Source organism: Streptomyces europaeiscabiei (assembly GCF_036346855.1).
In the GTDB taxonomy this organism is placed as follows: Bacteria; Actinomycetota; Actinomycetes; order Streptomycetales; family Streptomycetaceae; genus Streptomyces; species Streptomyces europaeiscabiei.
The window spans coordinates 2,857,776-2,879,022 of sequence record NZ_CP107841.1 but is presented as its reverse complement, the minus strand read 5'-3'; the positions used below and the strand labels follow the sequence as shown (position 1 = coordinate 2,879,022).

The 21,247-nt window shown below is 69.5% G+C and carries 19 protein-coding genes and 1 riboswitch; of the genes, 15 read left to right on the top strand and 4 right to left on the bottom strand.

What is annotated here, in order from left to right; genetic code table 11:
- Positions 1 to 62 precede the first annotated feature (62 nt).
- Positions 63 to 1,439 carry a cysteine desulfurase/sulfurtransferase TusA family protein gene (locus OG858_RS12515; protein ID WP_328544912.1) on the bottom strand — a complete coding sequence of 459 codons (1,377 nt, stop codon included), beginning with the start codon at positions 1,437 to 1,439 and terminating at the stop codon, positions 63 to 65.
- A 281-nt stretch (positions 1,440 to 1,720) separates the two neighbouring features.
- Here OG858_RS12515 and ctaC point away from each other — a divergent pair, with 281 nt between their 5' ends.
- From ctaC to OG858_RS12495, 4 genes are all read left to right on the top strand, one after another.
- Complete coding sequence (gene ctaC, locus OG858_RS12510; protein WP_086746635.1) at positions 1,721 to 2,680, top strand: aa3-type cytochrome oxidase subunit II; 960 nt, start codon at positions 1,721 to 1,723, stop codon at positions 2,678 to 2,680.
- The gene (ctaD, locus tag OG858_RS12505) at positions 2,677 to 4,419 is read left to right on the top strand and encodes an aa3-type cytochrome oxidase subunit I (RefSeq protein WP_086746634.1); all 1,743 of its coding nucleotides are present in this window, start codon (positions 2,677 to 2,679) and stop codon (positions 4,417 to 4,419) included. Before ctaC ends, ctaD begins: the two co-directional genes overlap by 4 nt.
- Positions 4,416 to 4,814, top strand: a complete 399-nt coding sequence (locus OG858_RS12500) for a cytochrome c oxidase subunit 4 (protein ID WP_086746633.1) — start codon at positions 4,416 to 4,418, stop codon at positions 4,812 to 4,814. Before ctaD ends, OG858_RS12500 begins: the two co-directional genes overlap by 4 nt.
- A gap of 130 nt (positions 4,815 to 4,944) precedes the next feature.
- Positions 4,945 to 6,291, top strand: a complete 1,347-nt coding sequence (locus tag OG858_RS12495; RefSeq protein WP_256960189.1) for a L,D-transpeptidase — start codon at positions 4,945 to 4,947, stop codon at positions 6,289 to 6,291.
- Positions 6,292 to 6,311: 20 nt separating this feature from the next.
- Here OG858_RS12495 and OG858_RS12490 read toward each other — a convergent pair whose 3' ends face one another.
- Positions 6,312 to 6,713 (bottom strand): response regulator, encoded by a 402-nt coding sequence (locus OG858_RS12490; RefSeq protein ID WP_037693494.1) that lies wholly within the window; start codon positions 6,711 to 6,713, stop codon positions 6,312 to 6,314.
- Positions 6,714 to 6,879: 166 nt separating this feature from the next.
- Between OG858_RS12490 and ctaE the strand changes: the two genes are divergently transcribed.
- The 6 genes from ctaE (at position 6,880) to OG858_RS12460 (ending at position 14,265) form a co-directional block, all read left to right on the top strand.
- Positions 6,880 to 7,500, top strand: coding sequence for an aa3-type cytochrome oxidase subunit III (ctaE, locus tag OG858_RS12485; RefSeq protein ID WP_086746632.1), 621 nt, complete (start codon positions 6,880 to 6,882; stop codon positions 7,498 to 7,500).
- 98 nt (positions 7,501 to 7,598) lie between these two features.
- Entirely contained in the window at positions 7,599 to 8,408 is an 810-nt protein-coding gene (qcrC, locus tag OG858_RS12480; protein ID WP_086746631.1) for a cytochrome bc1 complex diheme cytochrome c subunit, read from the top strand.
- The gene (gene qcrA / locus OG858_RS12475) at positions 8,405 to 9,460 is read left to right on the top strand and encodes a cytochrome bc1 complex Rieske iron-sulfur subunit (protein ID WP_086746630.1); all 1,056 of its coding nucleotides are present in this window, start codon (positions 8,405 to 8,407) and stop codon (positions 9,458 to 9,460) included. Before qcrC ends, qcrA begins: the two co-directional genes overlap by 4 nt.
- Positions 9,457 to 11,097 carry a cytochrome bc1 complex cytochrome b subunit gene (qcrB, locus tag OG858_RS12470; protein WP_086746629.1) on the top strand — a complete coding sequence of 547 codons (1,641 nt, stop codon included), beginning with the start codon at positions 9,457 to 9,459 and terminating at the stop codon, positions 11,095 to 11,097. Before qcrA ends, qcrB begins: the two co-directional genes overlap by 4 nt.
- 155 nt (positions 11,098 to 11,252) lie before the next feature.
- Positions 11,253 to 12,317, top strand: a complete 1,065-nt coding sequence (trpD, locus tag OG858_RS12465) for an anthranilate phosphoribosyltransferase (protein ID WP_086746628.1) — start codon at positions 11,253 to 11,255, stop codon at positions 12,315 to 12,317.
- Positions 12,318 to 12,626: 309 nt separating this feature from the next.
- A riboswitch (SAM riboswitch) is annotated at positions 12,627 to 12,743 on the top strand.
- A gap of 160 nt (positions 12,744 to 12,903) precedes the next feature.
- Positions 12,904 to 14,265 (top strand): aminotransferase class V-fold PLP-dependent enzyme, encoded by a 1,362-nt coding sequence (locus OG858_RS12460; protein WP_319066124.1) that lies wholly within the window; start codon positions 12,904 to 12,906, stop codon positions 14,263 to 14,265.
- 73 nt (positions 14,266 to 14,338) lie between these two features.
- Here OG858_RS12460 and OG858_RS12455 read toward each other — a convergent pair whose 3' ends face one another.
- Both OG858_RS12455 and OG858_RS12450 read right to left on the bottom strand, forming a co-directional pair.
- A complete protein-coding gene (locus OG858_RS12455; RefSeq protein WP_005478309.1) occupies positions 14,339 to 14,620 on the bottom strand; it encodes an Lrp/AsnC family transcriptional regulator in 282 nt (93 codons plus the stop codon).
- Entirely contained in the window at positions 14,617 to 15,372 is a 756-nt protein-coding gene (locus tag OG858_RS12450; protein WP_086747188.1) for a rhomboid family intramembrane serine protease, read from the bottom strand. Before OG858_RS12450 ends, OG858_RS12455 begins: the two co-directional genes overlap by 4 nt.
- A gap of 198 nt (positions 15,373 to 15,570) precedes the next feature.
- Here OG858_RS12450 and OG858_RS12445 point away from each other — a divergent pair, with 198 nt between their 5' ends.
- The 5 genes from OG858_RS12445 to OG858_RS12425 all read left to right on the top strand — a co-directional run bounded on the left by OG858_RS12445 (position 15,571) and on the right by OG858_RS12425 (position 21,236).
- Complete coding sequence (locus OG858_RS12445) at positions 15,571 to 15,810, top strand: hypothetical protein (RefSeq protein WP_037693477.1); 240 nt, start codon at positions 15,571 to 15,573, stop codon at positions 15,808 to 15,810.
- Positions 15,811 to 15,881: 71 nt separating this feature from the next.
- A complete protein-coding gene (locus tag OG858_RS12440; protein ID WP_319066123.1) occupies positions 15,882 to 17,225 on the top strand; it encodes an NYN domain-containing protein in 1,344 nt (447 codons plus the stop codon).
- Between the two features lie 261 nt (positions 17,226 to 17,486).
- Positions 17,487 to 18,521, top strand: a complete 1,035-nt coding sequence (locus OG858_RS12435; RefSeq protein ID WP_179200784.1) for a C40 family peptidase — start codon at positions 17,487 to 17,489, stop codon at positions 18,519 to 18,521.
- A gap of 312 nt (positions 18,522 to 18,833) precedes the next feature.
- Complete coding sequence (locus tag OG858_RS12430) at positions 18,834 to 19,865, top strand: C40 family peptidase (RefSeq protein WP_086746531.1); 1,032 nt, start codon at positions 18,834 to 18,836, stop codon at positions 19,863 to 19,865.
- A 114-nt stretch (positions 19,866 to 19,979) separates the two neighbouring features.
- Positions 19,980 to 21,236 (top strand): hypothetical protein, encoded by a 1,257-nt coding sequence (locus tag OG858_RS12425; protein ID WP_406195948.1) that lies wholly within the window; start codon positions 19,980 to 19,982, stop codon positions 21,234 to 21,236.
- The last annotated feature ends 11 nt before the right edge of the window (positions 21,237 to 21,247 follow it).

The following is a 21,247-nucleotide window of genomic DNA, read 5'->3' as shown; positions in this document are numbered from 1 at the left end:
TCCGTCGCGGCTGATCGCGCGGTATCCCGCGCCCCTTGCGAGCAAGGGGCGCGGGATACCCGCTAACTCAGCCTTCGCACCACGTACGCAGAGCCCCGCTCCGCCGGCTCCTCGCCCACGTACTCCTGCTCACGCATCTCGCACCACGCCGGGATGTCCAGGCGGGCCGCCTCGTCGTCGGAGAGGACGCGGACCGTGCCGCCGACCGGGACGTCGCCGATCACCTTCGCCAGCTCGATGACGGGGATCGGGCAGCGCTTGCCGAGGGCGTCCACGACGAGGACGTCCTCATGTACGACGGTCGCGGGAGCCGGGGCCCCCAGCTTCTCCCGCACCGCCGCGACCGCCCCCGGCAGCACCGACAGGAACCGCTCGACGTCCGCCGCCGCGGCCCCCGTCGGCAGTGACACCCGTACGTTTCCCTCGCTCAGCACCCCCATGGCCCGCAGCACATGGCTGGGCGTCAGCGTGCTGCTCGTGCAGGAGGAGCCGGAGGAGACGGAGAAGCCCTCGCGGTCCAGTTCGTGGAGCAGTGTCTCCCCGTCGACATAGAGACAGGAGAAGGTGACCACCCCGGGCAGCCTGCACTCCGGGTCGCCCACCACCTCCACATCGGGCACCAGCGACGGCACCCGCGCCCGGATCCGCTCCGTCAACTCCCGCAGCCGTACGGCCTCCGCGTCCGCCTCCGCCCGTACGGCCCGCAGCGAGGCGGCGGCCGCCACGATCGCCGGGATGTTCTCGAACCCGGCGGCCCGCCCCGACTCCCGCTCGTCGGCGGGCCCTTGCGCCGCGAACCGCACGCCCTTCCGTACGGCGAGGAGTCCGACCCCGGACGGACCACCCCATTTATGGGCGCTGGCGGTCAGCACCGACCAGTCCCCGTTCACCCGCCCCCACCCGAGCGACTGTGCCGCGTCCACCAGCAGCGGCACCCCGGCCGCCCGGCACACCGCCGCGACCTCGGCCACCGGCTGCTCCGTCCCCACCTCGTGGTTGGCCGACTGCAGACACGCGAGCGCGGTGTCCTCCCGCAGGGCCTCGGCGTACGAGGACGCGGCCACCGACCCGGCACGGTCCACCGCCACCTGGGTGACCGTGCCGCCATCGGCCTCATGTATCTCCGCCGCGTGCAGCACCGAAGAGTGTTCGACCGCTGACACGATCAGGTGACCCCCGACCCGCCGCCGCCCCGCCAACACCCCCGCGATCCCGCAGTGCACGGCCCGCGTACCGGACGAGGTGAAGACCAGTTCGTCCGCCCGGCACCCCACGGCCTCGGCGGCGGCCTCCCGGGCGGCGTCCAGCAGCAGCCGGGCCCGCCGCCCTTCTCGATACAACCGCGCGGGATCCGCCCACCCCTCGTCCAGGGATGCCAGCAGTGCCTGCCGGGCAACGTGATGAAGGGGAGCGGCTGAGGCAGCGTCGAAGTAGACCACAGGCCAACGCTAAAGCCTCTGGCCCGCAACGCAGGGGCGCGGGGAACTGCGCGAACAACCACAACACACCCGCACCCGCCAAATCACCCGAACTCCCGAGCTATTAGGCGCCCGGCACGACCCACGGAGTGTTGGGCCCCCCTCCCCGCGCGACCCCAAATCGCGTCCAGTAGGGTTTGGTCCGCATAAACATCCAAACCCCTGCCCGTCGCAGGGCGGCGACCGACCAGCGAGAAGGCCGCAGCCATACCGCGCGGGCGAGACTCTCGGGAAGGCGCTACGTGAGTCCCAACGGCTCCGACCGCTCGCCGCGGCGCCCGATGCGGCGGAAGCTGCTGCAGGCACTGACCGCGGGCATGGTCCTGGCGACCGCCACCGGTTGCACATACAAGGACTTTCCCCGCCTTGGTATGCCCACCCCGACCACGGAAGAGGCTCCGCGGATCCTCTCCCTCTGGCAGGGTTCATGGGCCGCCGCGCTCGCCACGGGCGTACTGGTCTGGGGCCTGATCCTGTGGAGTGCTTTCTTCCACCGGCGCAGCCGCACCAAGGTCGAAGTTCCCCCACAGACCCGGTACAACATGCCCATCGAGGCGCTGTACACGGTCGTCCCGCTGATCATCGTCTCGGTGCTCTTCTACTTCACCGCCCGCGACGAGTCGAAGCTCCTCGACACGTCGAAGAAGCCCGACCTCACGGTCAACGTGGTGGGCTTCCAGTGGAGCTGGTGCTTCAACTACATCGAGAACGTCGAAGGCTCCACCGGCGACGCGGCCACCGACAAGAACCTGGCCGCGATCCCGGACCGGTACAAGAAGGACTTCCCGGCGAACGCCGGCGGCGTCTACACCTGCGGCATTCCTGGCGACAAGAACCCGCAGACCGGCAACCCGGGCCCGACGCTCTGGCTCCCGGAGGGCAAGACGGTTCGCTTCGTCCTCACCTCGCGTGACGTCATCCACTCCTTCTGGGTGGTGCCGTTCCTGATGAAGCAGGACGTCATCCCGGGCCACACCAACGCCTTCCAGGTGACCCCCAACCAGGAGGGCACCTTCCTGGGCAAGTGCGCCGAACTGTGCGGCGTGGACCACTCGCGGATGCTCTTCAACGTGAAGGTCGTCTCCCAGGAGCGCTACGAGGAGCACCTCAAGTCGCTCGTGGAGAAGGGTCAGACCGGTTACGTCCCGGCCGGCATCGAGCAGACGAAGCACGAGAAGAACCGGGAGACGAACGTACTGTGAGCATCCTCAACGAACCCCAGGGTGCCGAGGCGGCAGGCTCCCACTACGAGGACGAGCTGCCGGTCCGGCGCCAGCGGCGCGGCGAGGTGGTCGTCAAGTGGCTGACGACCACCGACCACAAGACCATCGGCACGCTGTACCTGGTCACGTCGTTCGCGTTCTTCTGCATCGGCGGCGTCATGGCGCTCCTCATGCGCGCCGAACTCGCCCGCCCGGGTACGCAGCTCATGTCGAACGAGCAGTTCAACCAGGCGTTCACGATGCACGGCACGATCATGCTGCTGATGTTCGCGACGCCGCTGTTCGCCGGTTTCGCCAACTGGATCATGCCGCTGCAGATCGGCGCGCCCGACGTGGCGTTCCCGCGGCTGAACATGTTCGCGTACTGGCTGTACCTCTTCGGCTCGCTCATCGCGGTCGGTGGCTTCCTCACCCCGCAGGGCGCGGCCGACTTCGGCTGGTTCGCCTACAGCCCGCTGTCGGACGCGGTCCGCAGCCCGGGTATCGGCGCCGACATGTGGATCATGGGTCTGGCCTTCTCCGGCTTCGGCACGATCCTCGGCTCGGTCAACTTCATCACCACGATCATCTGCATGCGCGCGCCCGGCATGACCATGTTCCGCATGCCGGTGTTCACCTGGAATGTGCTGCTGACCGGTGTTCTGGTCCTGCTGGCCTTCCCGGTCCTCGCGGCGGCGCTGTTCGCTCTTGAGGCGGACCGAAAGTTCGGTGCCCACGTCTTCGACGCGGCCAACGGAGGCGCGTTGCTCTGGCAACACCTCTTCTGGTTCTTCGGGCACCCAGAGGTGTACATCATCGCCCTGCCGTTCTTCGGCATCATCTCCGAGGTCATCCCGGTCTTCTCCCGTCGGCCGATCTTCGGTTACATGAACCTGATCGCGGCCACGATCGCGATCGCGGGTCTGTCGGTGACGGTGTGGGCGCACCACATGTACGTCACCGGCGGGGTGCTGCTGCCGTTCTTCTCCTTCATGACATTCCTGATCGCGGTGCCCACCGGTGTGAAGATCTTCAACTGGATCGCCACCATGTGGAAGGGCAGTCTCTCCTTCGAGACACCCATGCTGTGGGCCACCGGCTTCCTGATCACCTTCACCTTCGGTGGTCTGACGGGTGTCATCCTGGCCTCGCCGCCGCTGGACTTCCACGTCTCCGACTCGTACTTCGTGGTGGCGCACTTCCACTACGTCGTCTTCGGCACCGTGGTCTTCGCCATGTTCTCCGGCTTCCACTTCTGGTGGCCGAAGATGACGGGCAAGATGCTCGACGAGCGCCTCGGCAAGATCACGTTCTGGACGCTGTTCGCCGGCTTCCACGGCACGTTCCTCGTCCAGCACTGGCTGGGCGCGGAGGGTATGCCGCGTCGTTACGCGGACTACCTCGCGGCCGACGGCTTCACGGCCCTGAACACGATCTCCACGATCGCCTCGTTCGTCCTCGGTCTGTCGATCCTGCCGTTCCTCTACAACGTGTGGAAGACCGCCAAGTACGGCAAGAAGGTCGAGGTCGACGACCCGTGGGGCTTCGGCCGTTCGCTGGAGTGGACGACCTCCTGCCCGCCGCCGCGGCACAACTTCCTCACCCTGCCGCGGATCCGCAGCGAATCCCCGGCGTTCGACCTGCACCACCCTGAGATCGCTGCGCTCGAGCAGCTCGCGCAAGGCGGCCCGGCTGCCAGTGAGCTCGCGGGCGCCGGGGCCAAGGAGGCCGACAAGTGAAGATCCAGGGCAAGATGTTCATCTGGCTGAGCGTCTTCGTCCTCGCCATGGCGATCGTCTATGGCGTGTGGTCGAAGGAGCCGGCCGGAACCACGGCGCTCTTCCTGGCCTTCGGCCTGTGCATCATGGTCGGCTACTACCTGGCCTTCACGGCCCGGCGGGTCGACGTGGGCGCGCAGGACGACAAGGAGGCCGATGTCGCCGACGGCGCTGGTGAGCTGGGGTTCTTCAGCCCGCACAGCTGGCAGCCCCTCGCCCTGGGCGTGGGCGGCGCGCTCGCCTTCATGGGCGTCGTCTTCGGCTGGTGGCTGCTGTACTTCTCCACCCCGATCATCCTGATCGGCCTCTGGGGCTGGGTCTTCGAGTACTACCGCGGCGAAAGCCAGAACCAGTAGCACGCGCAGAACGCACGGAAGCCCGGACACTCCGACAGGAGGTCCGGGCTTCCCCCTTTTGCCACGCCGTACGTAGCTCGGTCGGGTCACCCGGCGCGCCACGCTTGACGCGCGTTCCTAGGTTGAACCCATGAGCACTTCAGAACCTTTCAGGGGCGCCACAGCCGGTGTCGAGAGCCCGACCGTGCTCGACCCTTCGGCCTCCGCGCTCCCCCACAGCCTCTCGATACCGGCGCGCCCGCGCCGTAGTCGCACGGTCGTCGGCTGCACCCTGCTGGTGGTCTCCCTGGGAGCGGGCGTCACCGCCTGCGGTTCCGGTGGCCACCCACTTTCGGGCAGGCCGTACGACGCCGCGGACCAGGTCACCTTCAGCACACCCACCGGGGAAGGGGAGAAGGCCGACCCGGACAAGCCGCTGGAAGTCACGGCCAAGGACGACGGACGCATCACCGACGTCACCGCCGTGGACGCCGCAGGACGGTACGTGGCGGGCGAACTCTCCGCCGACGGAGGCCGCTGGCACTCCACCTCACCGCTCGCCGCCAACGCCCGCTACACGGTCCGGGTGAGCACCGAGGACGAGGACGGCGCCCCCGGCCGCGAGACCCGCTCCTTCGACACCGGCCGCCCCCTCACCAAGAAGCGCCTCGACGTCACCTTCGGCCCCGAGGAGGGCAGGTACGGCGTCGGCCAGCCCGTCACCGCCGAACTGAGCCGACCGGTGAAGGACAAGGCCGCCCGGTCCGTCGTCGAACGCGCCCTCAAGGTGGACTCGACCCCCGCCGCGGAAGGCGCCTGGCACTGGGTGGACGACAAGAAGCTCCACTACCGCCCCAAGGAGTACTGGCCCGCCGAGGCCACCATCCGGGTGCACAGCAACCTGGAGGGCCTCAAGATCGGCGACCGGCTCTGGGGCGGGAAGGCCGACCCCATCGAGCTGACCACCGGCGCCAAGATAGTCGCCGTCACGGACGCCTCGTCGCACCAGATGACCGTCTACAAGAACGACCAGGTCATCAAGGAGATACCGGTGACCACCGGCAGGCCCGGCTACGACACCCGCAACGGCGTCAAGGTCGTCCTGGCCAAGGAAGGTACCGTTCGCATGACGAGCGCCAGCATAGGTGCGTCGGACTTCTACGACCTGACCGTCCACCACTCCGTCAGGGTCACCAACAGCGGCGAGTACGTCCACGCGGCCCCCTGGTCGACCGGCTCCCAGGGGTACGCGAACGTCAGCCACGGCTGCACCGGCATGAGTTCCGGCAACGCCCAGTGGTTCTACGAAACCATCAACGAGGGCGACATCGTCCAGGTCGTCAACTCGGCCGGCGACACCATGGCCCCGTTCGGCAACGGCTACGGCGACTGGAACCTCGACTGGAAGAACTGGCGTGAGGGCAGCGCCCTGGTCGGCGGCACCGAGGAAGTACCGGGCCCCCAGGTACAGGCTCGCCTGCGACCAGAGTCGGTGTGAGGCCGCGCCCCCTCAGGGGTCTAGGCGCTCAACGCCTGCTTCCTCCGGAGCAGCGAAGCCAGCGCCGCCGCGAACTCGACCGGCTCCACCGGCAGCGTCACCGCCGCGTCCGCCCGGCTCCAGGTCGCGAGCCACGCGTCCTGCGGCCGCCCGATCAGCACCAGAGCGGGCGGGCACTCGAAGATCTCGTCCTTGATCTGCCGGCACACCCCCATGCCTCCCATGGGCGCCGCCTCACCATCGAGCACACAGACATCGATCCCGCCCTTGTCCAGCTCCTTGATGACGGCGGCCGGAGTGGCGCACTCCAAGAACTCGACCTGGGGCACATCGGCGGCAGGTCGTCGGCCGGAGGCCAACCGCACCTGCTCCCGGGTGCCCGAGTCGTCGCTGTACACCAGCACCGTGGCGGTCGGCTGCATTGTTCCTCCGTTACGCAGAAGACTCAGACGTCGTACGCACAACAAGACGGACAGGGCCCGATGCGCGGATGCTACTCCCTCGAACACCACGTCAGCACCGGTACGGAGGGGAGCAACACTCCGAACGGCACCCCCGGGAGTGAGGGCGGGATAAGCGACCGACATAATGTCGGTCGTGGCGACAGCAACGACAGTAGAAACCGGGCACGCGCACCCGTCGGTCAACCGGCCGAACCTCACCAGCGTCGGAACCATCATCTGGTTGAGTTCCGAGCTGATGTTCTTCGCGGCCCTCTTCGCGATGTACTTCACCCTGCGATCGGTGACCGGTCCGGACTTCTGGGCCGAGAAGGCCGACACCCTGAACTTCCCGTTCTCGGCGACCAACACCACGATCCTGGTGCTCTCCTCCCTCACCTGCCAGCTCGGCGTGTTCGCCGCCGAGCGCGGGGACGTGAAGAAGCTCCGGATGTGGTTCATCGTCACGTTCGTGATGGGTGCGGTCTTCATCGGTGGTCAGGTCTTCGAGTACACCGAGCTGGTCAAGCACGAGGGCCTGTCGCTCTCGTCCGACCCGTACGGCTCGGTGTTCTACCTGACCACCGGCTTCCACGGCCTGCACGTGACGGGCGGTCTCATCGCCTTCCTGCTGGTCCTCGGACGCACCTACGCGGCCAAGAGGTTCACCCACGAGCAGGCGACCGCGGCCATCGTCGTGTCCTACTACTGGCACTTCGTCGATGTCGTCTGGATCGGCCTCTTCGCCACGATCTACATGATCAAGTAGATCGGGCGGCCGGGCCGGGCGGACCGTACGCCTGCCGCGCACCGAGAACGACCCTTCCAGAAGCACCGACGCAGAAGATCCTGACACCGGGGTAATCCGTGAAAAAGCTCTCCGCACGACGACGCCATCCGCTGGCGGCGGTCGTCGTCCTATTCATCGCGCTGGCGGCCTGCGCGGGGCTGTACACCGCCTTCGCCCCCGCGGAAAAGGCGCAGGCCGATGAAACCGCCCAGACCCTCACCATCGAGGAGGGCAAGAAGCTCTACGCCGTAGGCTGCGCAAGCTGCCACGGCACCGGCGGTCAGGGCACCACCGACGGTCCGCCTCTGGTGGGTGTGGGCGCGGCAGCCGTCGACTTCCAGGTCGGCACCGGCCGTATGCCGGCCCAGCAGCCGGGCGCGCAGATCCCGAAGAAGCCGGTCGTCTACTCGCAGGCCGAGATCGACCAGCTCGCGGCGTACATCGCCTCCCTGGGCGCCGGCCCGGAGGTCCCGAGCGAGAACGCGTACGACCCCGAGGGTGCGGACATCGCCGAGGGCGGCGAGCTCTTCCGCACCAACTGCGCGCAGTGCCACAACTTCACCGGCAAGGGCGGTGCGCTGTCCGAGGGCAAGTACGCGCCGGACCTTGAGGGTGTCGACCCGAAGCACATCTACGAGGCCATGGAGACCGGCCCGCAGAACATGCCGTCCTTCCCCGACACCACGCTGTCGGAGGAGAACAAGAAGGACATCATCGCGTACCTCGACGCGGTCAACAGCGGCGACACCGTGGAGCCCGGTGGCCTCAGCCTCGGCGGACTCGGCCCGGTCAGCGAAGGTCTCTTCAGCTGGGTGTTCGGGCTCGGCGCACTGATCGCCGTCGCCGTCTGGGTCGCCGCTCGGACCGCAAAGGCCAAGAAGTCATGAGTAGCCAAGAGATTCCAGAAGAGAACCTGCCCATCGAGCAGGACGCGCACGGCGCGGTCAAGGTCGCGGACGAGAAGAACCCCTTCGCGGACCCCGGCCTCCCGCCCCACGAGCACCGTGTCCAGGACATCGACGAGCGGGCTGCGAAGCGGTCCGAGCGCACGGTCGCCCTGCTGTTCACGGTGTCGATGCTGGCCACCGTCGCCTTCATCGCCTCGTACCTGGCGATCGACGTCGACAAGTCGATCTACGTCTTCCCGATCGGCCACATCAGCGCGCTGAACTTCGCGCTGGGCATGACGCTGGGCGTGTCGCTGTTCTGCATCGGCGCGGGCGCGGTCCACTGGGCCCGCACGCTGATGTCGGACGTGGAGGTCGCCGACGAGCGTCACCCGATCGAGGCCTCGCCCGAGGTCAAGGCCAAGGTCCTGGCCGACTTCGCGGACGGCGCCAAGGAGTCCGCGCTCGGCCGTCGCAAGCTGATCCGCAACACGATGTTCGGCGCGCTGTCCCTGTTCCCGCTCTCCGGTGTCATGCTGCTGGGCGGCCTCGGTCCGGCGCCCGGCACCAAGCTGCGGCACACCACCTGGGCCAAGGGCAAGAAGCTCGTCAACATGAACACCAACGAGCCGCTGCGTCCCTCGGACGTCGCGGTCGGGTCGCTGACCTTCGCCATGCCGGACGGCCTGGACGAGCACGACCACGACTTCCAGAAGAACATCGCCAAGGACGCCCTGATGATCGTCCGGATCCAGCCGGACGACATCAAGGACAAGCGCGAGCTGGAGTGGTCGTACGAGGGCATCGTCGCGTACTCGAAGATCTGCACCCACGTGGGCTGCCCGATCTCCCTGTACGAGCAGCAGACGCACCACGTGCTCTGCCCCTGCCACCAGTCCACCTTCGACCTCGCCGACGGCGGCCGGGTCATCTTCGGCCCCGCGGGTCACGCCCTGCCGCAGCTGAGGATCACCGTCGGTGAAGACGGCTACCTCGAAGCGGTCAGCGACTTCGAAGAGCCCGTCGGTCCTGCCTTCTGGGAGCGCGGATGAGTACTACGACCAGCACCGATGCGCGCGACAAGCGCGAGAAGGCACCGGCCGGCGAGCGCGTCGCCGACTGGGCCGACGGCCGGCTCGGGATCTACTCCCTGGCCAAGGCCAACATGCGCAAGATCTTCCCCGACCACTGGTCGTTCATGCTGGGCGAGATCTGCCTCTACAGCTTCATCATCATCATCCTCACGGGTGTGTACCTGACGCTGTTCTTCCACCCGTCGATGAACGAGGTGGAGTACCACGGCAGCTACGTCCCGCTGCAGGGCCAGCTGATGTCCGAGGCGTTCAACTCGACCATGCACATCTCCTTCGAGGTGCGCGGTGGTCTGCTGATCCGGCAGATCCACCACTGGGCGGCGCTGATCTTCCTCGCCGGCATGTTCGTGCACATGATGCGCGTGTTCTTCACGGGCGCGTTCCGCAAGCCGCGTGAGGTCAACTGGCTGTTCGGCTTCCTGCTGTTCGTCCTCGGCATGTTCACCGGCTTCACCGGTTACTCGCTCCCGGACGACCTGCTCTCCGGCACCGGTGTCCGCTTCATGGAGGGCGCGGTCCTGTCCGTGCCGATCGTCGGCACGTACCTGTCGTTCTTCCTCTTCGGCGGAGAGTTCCCGGGCGGCGACTTCGTGGCCCGCTTCTACTCGGTCCACATCCTGCTGCTGCCGGGCATCATGCTCGGCCTGGTGGTGGCGCACCTGATCCTGGTCTTCTACCACAAGCACACGCAGTACGCGGGCCCCGGAAAGACGAACAACAACGTCGTCGGCATGCCGCTGCTCCCGGTGTACATGGCGAAGGCCGGAGGCTTCTTCTTCCTGGTCTTCGGTGTCATCGCGGTGATCTCGGCGATCGCCACGATCAACCCGATCTGGACCATGGGCCCCTACCGGCCGGACCAGGTGTCCACCGGCGCCCAGCCCGACTGGTACATGGGCTTCTCGGAGGGTCTGATCCGTGTCATGCCGGGCTGGGAGATCAACTTCTGGGGCCACACGCTCGTCCTGGGCGTGTTCATCCCGCTGATCATCTTCCCGCTGGTCCTGGTCGCGATCGCGGTCTACCCGTTCATCGAGTCCTGGGTCACCGGCGACAAGCGCGAGCACCACATCCTGGACCGCCCGCGCAACGCCCCGACCCGTACGGCCTTCGGTGTCGCGTGGATCACCTGGTACATGGTCCTGCTGATCGGTGGTGGAAACGACCTCTGGGCGACCCACTTCCACCTGTCGATCAACTCGATCACCTGGTTCGTCCGGATCGCGTTCTTCGTGGCCCCGGTCGTCGCGTTCGTCGTCACCAAGCGCATCTGCCTCGGCCTGCAGCGCCGGGACAAGGAAAAGGTCCTGCACGGTCGGGAGACCGGCATCATCAAGCGCCTGCCGCACGGTGAGTTCATCGAGGTCCACGAGCCGCTCAGCCAGGAGCAGCTGCACACGCTCACGGCGCACGAGCAGTACGCGCCGACCGAGATCGGTGCCGCGGTCGACGAGAACGGTGTCGCCCGCAAGATCACACGCCTCGCGAAGCTCCGCGCCAAGCTGAGCAAGGGCTACTACGGCGAGGACAGCCAGATCGCCAAGCCCACCGTCGAGGAGTACAAGGAGATCACGAGCGGCCACGGCCACCACTGATCCCTTCGCTTCGCCACACCACGGTCGCAGGGCCCCCGTCCGATCTTCGGACGGGGGCCCTGCGCCGTGCTCCTACCTGGATAGGGTGGGCGCATCAGTGATTTCACGGTCCGCGTGGCATTCCCTGCCCGCGGCCACGACACCCAGGAGCGGCTATGAGCGCTGTGACCCCCGCTGGAGGCGACACCGCGGCGGGCCGTTCCTGGCCCGCGGTGCTGAACGCGCTGCTGTCCGGGCACGACCAGGACGCCGGCGCCACGTTCTGGGCGATGGACCAGATCATGCGCGGCGAGGCGACGGACGCGCAGATCGCCGGGTTCGTGGTGGCGCTGCGGGCCAAGGGGGAGACCGTCGACGAGATCACCGGTCTCGTCGAGGCGCTGTACGAGCACGCCAATGTGATCGAGGTGGCGGGCAGGACCGTCGACATCGTCGGTACGGGCGGAGACGGCGCCAAGACGGTCAACATCTCGACGATGTCGTCGATCGTCGTCGCCGGTGCGGGCGCGAAGGTCGTCAAGCACGGCAACCGGGCCGCGTCGTCGGCATCCGGGGCGTCCGATGTGCTGGAGAAGCTGGGCGTGAATCTGGAGCTGACGCCGAAGCGGGTGGCCGAGGTCGCCGAGGAGGCCGGGATCACCTTCTGCTTCGCGGTGAAGTTCCATCCGGCGCTGCGCCATGTGGCCGCCGCACGCGGGCAGTTGGGCATCCGGACCGTCTTCAACGCGTTGGGGCCGCTGGCCAACCCGGCGAAGGTGCGCGCCCAGGCGGTCGGTGTCGCCGATCCGCGGATGGCACCCATCATGGCGGGCGTCTTCGCCGAGCGCGGCAACTCCTCGCTGGTCTTCCGGGGCGACGACGGGCTCGACGAGCTGACGACGACGGCCACGTCGAGGGTGTGGGTCGTGAGGGACGGCAAGGTCACCGAGGAGGCCTTCGACCCGCGCGACGTGGGCCTGGAGCTGGTGCCGGTGGAGGCGTTGCGGGGGGCTGACGCGTCGTACAACGCGGATGTCGCGCGGCGGTTGCTGGGCGGGGAGACGGGGCCGGTGCGGGACGCGGTTGTCTTGAACTCGGCGGCGGCGTTGGTTGCTCTGGAGCCGACTTCCGGGTCGCTGGCGGAGCAACTGAGGGACGGGATGGCGAAGGCGGCGGAGTCGATCGACTCCGGGGCGGCGCGGCGGGCTCTTGAGCGGTGGGTCGCGGCGACCAACGCGTAGCGGCTGCGGGCCTGGTGGGGGCTGGTCGCACAGTTCCCCGCGCCCCTGACAGGGGATGCGCCCGCGCTTTTCGGGGGCGCAGCCCCCGTCGTCTTTCGGGCCCGCGGGGCCGTGGTTCTTCAGGCCCGCGGGCCCGGCCTTTCAGGGGCGCGGGGGACTGCTCGACCAGCCCCCAACCCGCACCACCCACCCACCCGCACCACCCACCCGCACCACCCATGCAGCCCCGAACCCCCGAGCTATGAGGCGCATCCCGCCATCCGGACAGAAGTTGCGGCGCTGCGATCACTTCACGTACGTTTTTCGGCAGGTCATGAGTGACAGTCACAAGGCCCCGGCCGACTGTCCGGCAACCCTCCGTCCGTGGCGGGGTGCCCCGGGTGAAGACCAGGTCGTAGGCAGCGAGGTCTACGGCAAGCGCGGACCCCTCGCACTCTTCTGAGTGGATACGCCAGGGGTCCTGGTCGTTCGAGGGAGCCTTCCGTGAGCAAGCGAATGCGATAGGGCTGCCGAGCCCCGCCTCCGCGCACCCTTCTTTCCTTCTTCCGCATGCCTTGCTTCGGCATGCCTCTCACGGGAGCTCCTCATGTCTGTCTCCACCGTTGCCGCCGACCGGTCCGTTTGCGCCCCGCTGCCCGTTCTGGGCCGGGATGTCACCGTCCCGCTCGTCACCGGCGGGGAGGTCACCTACGCCGCCCTCGACTACGCCGCCAGCGCCCCGGCCCTGCAGCGTGTGTGGGACGACGTGGCGGCGTACGCGCCCTACTACGGCAGCGTCCACCGCGGCGCCGGCTACCTCTCCCAGCTGTCGACCGACCTCTTCGAAAACGCCCGCACCACCGTCGCGGAGTTCCTCGACTGCCGGGCCGACGACCAGCTGGTCTTCACCCGCTCGACGACGGACTCCCTGAACCTGCTGGCCCAGGCACTCCCCGCCGACTGCCAGGTCTTCGTCTTCGAGACCGAGCACCACGCCTCGCTGCTGCCCTGGCGGAACGCGCGGGTCACGTACCTGGACGCGCCGCGTACGCACCAGGAGGCCGTGGCCACCCTGGAGACCGCACTGGCCGACCGCGACCCGTACGCGCCGGCGCTGGTGTGCGTCACCGGTGCCTCCAACGTCACCGGGGAGATCTGGCCGGTGCGTGAGCTGGCCGCCACCGCGCACGCGCACGGCGCGCGGATCGTGCTCGACGCGGCCCAGCTCGCGCCCCACCACCCCGTCTCCGTAAGGGAGCTGGACGTGGACTGGGTCGCCTTCTCGGGGCACAAGCTGTACGCGCCCTTCGGGTCCGGTGTGCTCGCCGGGCGCGCCGACTGGCTGCGCGAGGCCGCCCCGTACCTCGCGGGCGGCGGCGCCAGCCGCAAGGTGACCCGGCGGTCGGACGGGGGAGTGGACGTGGAGTGGCACGAGAGCGCCGCCCGCCACGAGGCCGGCTCGCCGAACGTCATCGGCGCCTACTCCATCGCCTCCGCCTGCAAGGCCCTCACCGAGGCCGGGTTCGACACGCTGGTCGCCCGTGAGCGGTATCTGATCGACGCCGTACGGGCCGGGCTCGCCGAGGTGCCCGAGGTGCGCATCCTCTCCCTCTTCGGGGACGACGCCCCGCGCGTCGGAGTCCTCTCCTTCGTCGTCGAGGGCTGGAACAGCTCCCACTTCGCCGCCGCACTCTCCGCCGAGTACGGCATCGGCGTACGCGACGGCCTCTTCTGCGCCCACCCGCTCGTCCGCACCCTCCTCGGCAGCGACCCGCAGACCCAGGGCGAGTGCGGCGCCCCCGAGGCCGCGCCCGGTGAGCGGTCCCTCAACGCGATCCGGGTGAGCTTCGGCGCGGGCACCCCCGACGAGCATGTGGAGCGGTTCGTGGGCGCGGTGAAGGAGCTCGTGCGCAACGGCGCGCAGTGGAACTACCGCACGGAAGACGGTCGTTGCGTCCCGGCGGTCTGACCCCCGCCGCCGGGTTCGGCCGCGCGGGAAACGGTGCGGAGCCGGCCCCGGCCCCGCACCGGCCGTGCGACCGCTAGCCGTCCAGGCCGATGGCGAACGCGGCCTCCAGGTCGTGCTGCGAGTAGGCCCGGAACGCGACGTGCGTGTCCGTTCCGAGAACCCCCGGAATCTTGCTGATACGGCCCGGGATCACGTCCGCGAGGTCCTCGTGCTCCTTCACCCGGACCATGGCGACCAGATCGTACGTACCGGTCACGGAGAACACCTCGGTCACGGAGTCGATCGCGGCGATCGACTCCGCGATCTCCGGGATCCGGTCCACGCTGGTCTTGATGAGCACGATCGCGGTGATCACGGCTGTTTCTCTCCCTCGGGGGCCGGAGCAGGGACGTTGTCTGAGGCGTCCGCTGGCGCTTTCACTCTAGCCCTACGCCCATAACGCCCCCACGCGTAGGCGAACCCCAGTCCGAACCCCACCAGATGCGCCAGATAGGCGACGCCCGGCCCCGAGGTCTGCCGCCCCGCGGCCAGCCACTGCAGGCTCACCCAGAACGGCAGGGTCACCCACGCCGGAAACCGCAGCGGGAGGAAGAAGAGGAACGGCAGGAGGCTCGTCACCCGCGCTCCGGGGAAAAGGAAGAGGAAGGCGCCGAGGACCGCGGAGATCGCCCCCGACGCGCCGACCAGCGACTGCGGCGACCCGGCGTGCGCCGCCGCGTACGCCACCAGTGCGAGATAGCCGCAGCCCACGTAGAAGAGGGCGAACGCCACCCTGCCCATGCGTTCCTCGGCCATCGCCCCGAAGACGAAGAGGAAGAGCATGTTGCCCAGGAGGTGCAGCCAGCTGCCGTGGACGAACAGCGCGGTGAGGGGGGTGAGCGCGGCGCGCGGGGTGCCGTCGAAGAGCTCGCCGGGGACGACGCCCCAGCGGCGGAAGTACGCCCGCTGCGCGGCGAGCAGTTCGTCCCCGGTGCCGTACACGGGGTTGAGGCCCGCCGCCGGTCCGATGAGAAAGATCGCACAGCAGACGGCGATCAGCCCGTACGTCACCGGCGCCGACTCGTTTCGAACGGCCCGGGCGGCCGCGGTGCTCCACTTGCCGATCATGAACAGAGCATGACGTAACAGGACTCACCGGCGCAGACCGCCTCGCCGCCGGTCACGGCCGGCCTCGCCGCCGGAGGCAATCGGCGCCGACGCCGCAGGCGAACGGGCGTCCAGTACCGGTCAGGCCGTAGGGTTACGAGCCACACGCACCGGGACGCCGGCGCTTCACCGAGACTGGAAGAAGGAAGAGCAGCCACGATGACGGTTCCCCTGCCGACGGACACGACCCGCTGGCGCTGCACGCTCTGTGGCAACCTCACGCGTTTCGACGTGACCCGCTCGTCGAAGGTCGTCGAGTACGTTCACCTCGACCTCGCCGGGCAGCCCAAGGTCGAGGAGCGCGACGTGGTCAGTGAGACCATCGAGTCGGTGCGCTGCCGCTGGTGCAACGCCGTGGACCAGGTGGAACTCGTGGACAGGCCGGGCGCCGGCTCCTGAGGACGGGGGTCCCCCCGCTCGAGCGAAGCCGAGAGTGGGGGAGGGCCCCGCAGAGAAATGGGGTGTGACGGATGGTGGAGAGCGCAGGCGGGGGGCCGGGCGACGGCGCCGCCGAGGTGCTCGACCGTCCGCTGCCCGAGGGCGTGCGCAGACGGGTCGTGCAGATCGTCTCCGACGGCTTCGGCGGACTGACCGTCGCCGAACTGCCCGCACAGCTGAGGCAGTATGCCCGGTTCACCCCGACCCGTCGGGTGAAGTTCGCCGGGAACGCGATGGCGGCCGCCCTGGAGAGCGACACGCTTTTCAGACAGCGGATCTCGGAGCGGTTCCGGGAGGCCCACCCGGAGCTGGCCGACGCCCTCGACACGGGCGCGCCGCCCCCGGCCGCGGATCCGCTGGACGTGGCAGCCGCGGCCTATGTGCTGCGCCCCACGGGCTGGGTGAAGCTGGTCGCCGCCGCCGGTGAGGAGGCCCTGCGGGCGTACGCCGAGCGGGCCGACGAGGAGAGCCGGGCCGAGCTGGAGCGGCTGCGCGAACGGCTCGCCGAGGCCCGCGGCCACACGAAGGCCGAGACGGAACGGCTGCGCGCGGAGCTGGAGTCGGCCAAGAAGGAGGCCGACGCGATGCACCGCAAACTCCGGGCCGCCCTCAGCGACGTCAAGCGCGGCGAGGCCGCCCTGCGCAAGCTGCACGCCGAGATGGAGACCGTACGTTCCGAGTCGCACTCCCAGGTGTCCGCCGCCGAGAGCGAGAGCCGACGGCTCAAGGCCCGGCTCGGTGAGGCGGAGGCCGCCCTGGAGGCCACCAGGCGGGCCGCCCGAGAGGGCCGCAGCGTCGAGGACATGCGCGTACGGCTGCTGCTGGACACCGTGCTGGACGCGGCCCAGGGGCTGCGGCGGGAGCTGGCGCTGCCGCCGGTCTCCGTACGGCCCGCCGAGACCGTCGACGCGGTCGAACCGGGGCGGATGACCCCGAAGGACATCGCCACCCGCGCGCTGTCGGAGAACGACCCGGCGATCCTGGACCAGTTGCTGGCGCTGCCGCAGGCGCATCTCGTCGTCGACGGCTACAACGTCACCAAGACCGGCTATCCGCAGATGCCGCTGGAGAAGCAGCGGCTGCGGCTCCTCGGGCAGCTCTCCCAGCTCGCCGCGCAGACCGGCGCCGAGGTCACCTGCGTCTTCGACGGTGCCGAGCTGGCCGCGCCGGTGCTGCTCGCGCCGCCGCGCGGGGTGCGGGTGCTGTTCTCCAAGCCGGGGGTCACCGCCGACGAGTTGATCCGCCAGCTGGTGCGCGCCGAGCCGCCCGGCCGGCCGGTCATCGTCGCCTCCACCGACCGCGAGGTGGCCGACGGGATCGCCAAGGCGGGGGCCCGCCCGGTTGCGTCCGTGGTGCTCCTCAAGCGGCTTTCCTGACCGTTCGGCACTGTCCGCCCCAACAACAACGAACAGGCGCTATGCCCGAATTTACGGAACTGTTGCGCAACGTAGCGTCAACCGGGCGTTACTGGATGTGTGTTCAGTGTAAATTGTGCGCCGTGGGACGGGATTTTTCCTGTGGGGGATTTGAAGTGATCACCATTGGGTCACTAGGGTCTGGGCTCAAACCTCTGAACGGGTGATCGTATCGCCGGAGTCCTCGCCGGCCGGTCGCTCACATGAAGGAGTTCACCTACCGTGGCGTCCCACCGTCGACCGAAGCAGCCGAGCCGTGCGCGCGTGACCGTGCTCACCACTGCCGCCGCCGCTGCCGTGGCCCTGACCTCCCAGGCCGCCAACGCCGCGCCCGCGGAGAAGCCGAGCAAGGACGACGTCCAGGCCAAGGTCCACAAGCTCTACGAGGACGCCGGGCGGGCCACCGACAAGCTCAACGGGGCCGAGGAGAAGCAGGAGAAGCTCGAGAAGGAGATCTCCGCGATCCAGGACAACGTCGCCAAGGGTCAGGAAGACCTCAACGAGCTGCGTGAGGGCATAGGCCTGGCGGCCAGCGCCCAGTACCGCTCGGGCGGCATCGACTCCTCGATCCAGCTCTTCCTCTCCGCCGACCCGGACGACTACCTGGACAAGGCCGCCACGCTCGACCAGCTGACCAGCCAGCAGGTCGAGTCGCTGAAGAAGGTCCAGGAGAAGCAGCGCACCCTCGCGCAGCAGCGCCAGGAGGCCACGGAGAAGCTGGCGGACCTCGCGGACACCCGCGAGACCCTGGCCAAGAAGAAGAAGGAAGTCCAGAGCAAGCTGGCCGCGGCGAACAAGCTCCTCAACACCCTGACGGCCGCGGAGAAGGCCGATCTGGACGAGCAGGAGACCCGCGCCAGCCGTGACGCCGGGGACCGCGTCGACCTGGGCAACGAGGCACCTGCCTCCGATCGTGGAGCCGCCGCCCTCGCCGCCGCCGGCACCCAGGTCGGCAAGCCGTACGTCTCCGGTGGCAGCGGCCCCAACTCCTACGACTGCTCCGGGCTGACCCAGTGGGCCTACGCCCAGGCCGGTGTGTCGATCACCCGGACCACGTACACGCAGGCGAACGACGGCACCCGGATCGGCCGCGGCGAACTCATGCCGGGCGACCTCGTCTTCTTCAACGACCTGGGACATGTCGGCCTCTACGCGGGCAACGGCACCGTCATCCACGCCCCGTACCCGGGCAAGGTCGTCCGCTACGAGTCGATGAGCACCATCGGCAGTTTCCAGTTCGGTGTCCGTATCGGCTGACACCCGCGCCGACTTGAACAGGGCTGATCGTCACACCGTGTGACGATCGGCCCTGTTTTTCTTCAAGATCAGGACACAGTGCCGCCCGAACGGGCGAATTCCCGCACCTCGTGCTGACCCCTTCCCCCGCTGGTGACCTGGGCCCCAGGCCTGACGTCACGCTCTGTGGCCGCGGAGGTCTTTGGCTGGGACACGGTCGCGCGGCTACTGTCGGCCGCGCTTCCCTCACCCGCCGTGAGTGTGCCCCTCCTTCGGGGCCCCTTCGGCCCCGGGGGAAGGCCCTGTCCGTCGTCGAAGGGAGTGCGGCTTCCCGTGGTGTCCCACAGTCGCCTTGTACCGTCCGGGTTCGACCGGGGCGCGGCCGCCGCCCTCGGTGTGCTGTCCGCCGCGGCCGCCGCCCTCGGCGCCATCCCCGTCCAGACGGCCGCCGCCGCGCCGCACGACAACACCCGGGCCGAGGTGGACCGGCTGTACGAGGAGGCCGAGCGGGCCACCGAGGCCTACAACAAGGCCGACGAGCGCGCCGACGAGCTGCGTGAGCAGGTCGGCACCGCGCAGGACTCGATCGCCCGGCAGCAGGACCGCATCAACGTCATGCGGGAGTCGCTGGGTTCGCTCGCCGGCGCCCAGTACCGCTCCGGCGCCGTCGACCCGTCGATCGCCCTGCTGTTCTCCGACGATCCGGACGACTACCTCGACACGGCCGCCGCCCTGGACCGCATCAACGCCCACCAGGCGGGCGAACTCCACGACCTCCGGCACGCCATGCGCGCCCTCTCCCAGAACCGCGCGGAGGCCAGTGGCAAGCTCGCCGAGCTGGAGAAGAGCCGCAAGGCCGTCGCCCAGCACAAGCGGGCCGTCGAGGGGAAGCTCGCGGCGGCCCGGCGGCTGCTCGACTCCCTCCCGGACGAGGAGCGCGCCGCGTACGACCGATCCTCCCGCTCCACCGGCTCAGGCCGGACCGACATGCCCGACCTCGACGGCGCCGTCGCCCCGGGCGGCCGCGCGGCAGCCGCTGTCGCCGCCGCCCGCTCCGCCCTCGGCAAGCCGTACGTGTGGGGCTCCACCGGCCCCGACGGCTTCGACTGCTCCGGCCTCATGGTCTGGTCGTACGGACAGGCCGGCGTCGGCCTGCCGCGCACCTCGCAGGCCCAGCGATACGCCGGCACCCGGGTCCCGCTCTCCCAGGCCCGGCCCGGCGACCTCGTCACCTACCGGGCCGACGCCAGCCATGTCGGCATGTACGCCGGCAACGGCCAGGTCATCCACGCCCCCTACCCGGGCGCCCCGGTCCGCTACGACCCTGTCGGCATGATGCCGATCGCCTCGGTCACCCGCCCCTGAACACCACGGGTCTCGGCGGCCGTACGACGGCCGGGGCCCTGCCTGACGGCCTGGGGCCTGCCCGATGGCCGGGGCCCTGTCCGACGGCGACCGGGCGCCCGTACGATCGGGAACGTGGCTGGTCGAAGGCGCACGGCGCGTGCATGGCCCGGGTCGGCCCCGGGCCGCGGAAGTGTTCTCCCGGCGGTCGTGCTCGCACTCGCCCTCCTCGGCGGCTGCGGCGGCAACGCGGCGCCCGACGCCGCCCGCGCCGACGTGCAGCGGATGCTCGACCGGCGGGCCTCGGCGGTCCTGGAACGGGACGGGACGGCATACCGCGCCACCGAGGCGCCGGCGTCCTCCGTCGCCGGCCAACTGGCCACCGGAGAGGCCGAGTTCGTGAACCTCCGCAGCCTGCCCCTGTCCTCCTGGTCGTACGACCTCACCGCCTTCCGCCGCTCCGGCGACCGGGCCACGGCCGAGGCGGCCCTCCGCTACCGGATACGCGGCTACGACAAGGCGCCCGTGACCGCCGCACGGACCCTGACCCTTCTCCGGGACGACGACGGGGTGTGGCGGGTCGCCGCCGACGAGCCCTCGCGGGAGGGCACCGAACAGCTGTGGGAGCAGGGGCGGATACGGGCCGTACGCGGGGAGCGGAGCCTCGTGCTGGGGGTCGGGTGGCCGGCGGAGGCCCTGCGTGAGTACGCGGGGCTGGCGGACCGGGCCGTGCCCGCCGTGACCGAGGCGTGGGGCGAGGACTGGGCGCGGCGGGTCGTGGTCGTGGTGCCGGAGTCGCTGGAGGACATGGCGGGGCTGCTGGGGGCGCCCGCGTCCGGGTACCGGGGGATCGCGGCGGTCACCACCGGCGAGGCGGGGGGCTCGGCGAAGACCCCGGCGGACCGGATCGTCGTCAACCCCGACGCGTACGCCGTCCTCGGCGACCTCGGCAAGCAGGTCGTCCTCACCCACGAGACGACCCACGTCGCCACCCGCGCCCACACCGACGCCGCCACCCCCCTCTGGCTCTCCGAGGGCTACGCCGACTGGGTCGGCTACCGGGGGACGGGCCGCACGGCACCCGAGGTGGCCCCCGAGCTCCAGCGGGCGGTGGCGGAGGGACGGCTCCCGGCCTCGCTCCCCGCCGACCCCGACTTCGGTTTCTCCGAAGACTCCGGCAGGCTCGCCCAGGCCTACGAGGGAGGATGGCTGGCCTGCCGTCTGATCGCCGGCCACTGGGGCGAGGCCCGCCTCGACGAGTTCTACCGCGCCGTCGGCGAACACGGGAGGCGCGAGGGGGCGGTGGAGGGGGCCTTGAAGGAGGTCCTCGGCACGACGGTCGACGAGTTCACCGAGCGGTGGCGGGAGTACGTGCGCGGTCAGCTCGGTTGACCGGGATCCAG

Coding starts and splice junctions, on each gene's coding strand:
- OG858_RS12495 (WP_256960189.1), top strand. CDS start 4,945: ATGAGCACTTCAGAACCTTTCAGGGGCGCCACAGCCGGTGTCGAGAGC.
- OG858_RS12490 (WP_037693494.1), bottom strand. CDS start 6,713: ATGCAGCCGACCGCCACGGTGCTGGTGTACAGCGACGACTCGGGCACC.
- ctaE (WP_086746632.1), top strand. CDS start 6,880: ATGTCGGTCGTGGCGACAGCAACGACAGTAGAAACCGGGCACGCGCAC.
- qcrA (WP_086746630.1), top strand. CDS start 8,405: ATGAGTAGCCAAGAGATTCCAGAAGAGAACCTGCCCATCGAGCAGGAC.
- qcrB (WP_086746629.1), top strand. CDS start 9,457: ATGAGTACTACGACCAGCACCGATGCGCGCGACAAGCGCGAGAAGGCA.
- trpD (WP_086746628.1), top strand. CDS start 11,253: ATGAGCGCTGTGACCCCCGCTGGAGGCGACACCGCGGCGGGCCGTTCC.
- OG858_RS12460 (WP_319066124.1), top strand. CDS start 12,904: ATGTCTGTCTCCACCGTTGCCGCCGACCGGTCCGTTTGCGCCCCGCTG.
- OG858_RS12450 (WP_086747188.1), bottom strand. CDS start 15,372: ATGATCGGCAAGTGGAGCACCGCGGCCGCCCGGGCCGTTCGAAACGAG.
- OG858_RS12445 (WP_037693477.1), top strand. CDS start 15,571: ATGACGGTTCCCCTGCCGACGGACACGACCCGCTGGCGCTGCACGCTC.
- OG858_RS12440 (WP_319066123.1), top strand. CDS start 15,882: ATGGTGGAGAGCGCAGGCGGGGGGCCGGGCGACGGCGCCGCCGAGGTG.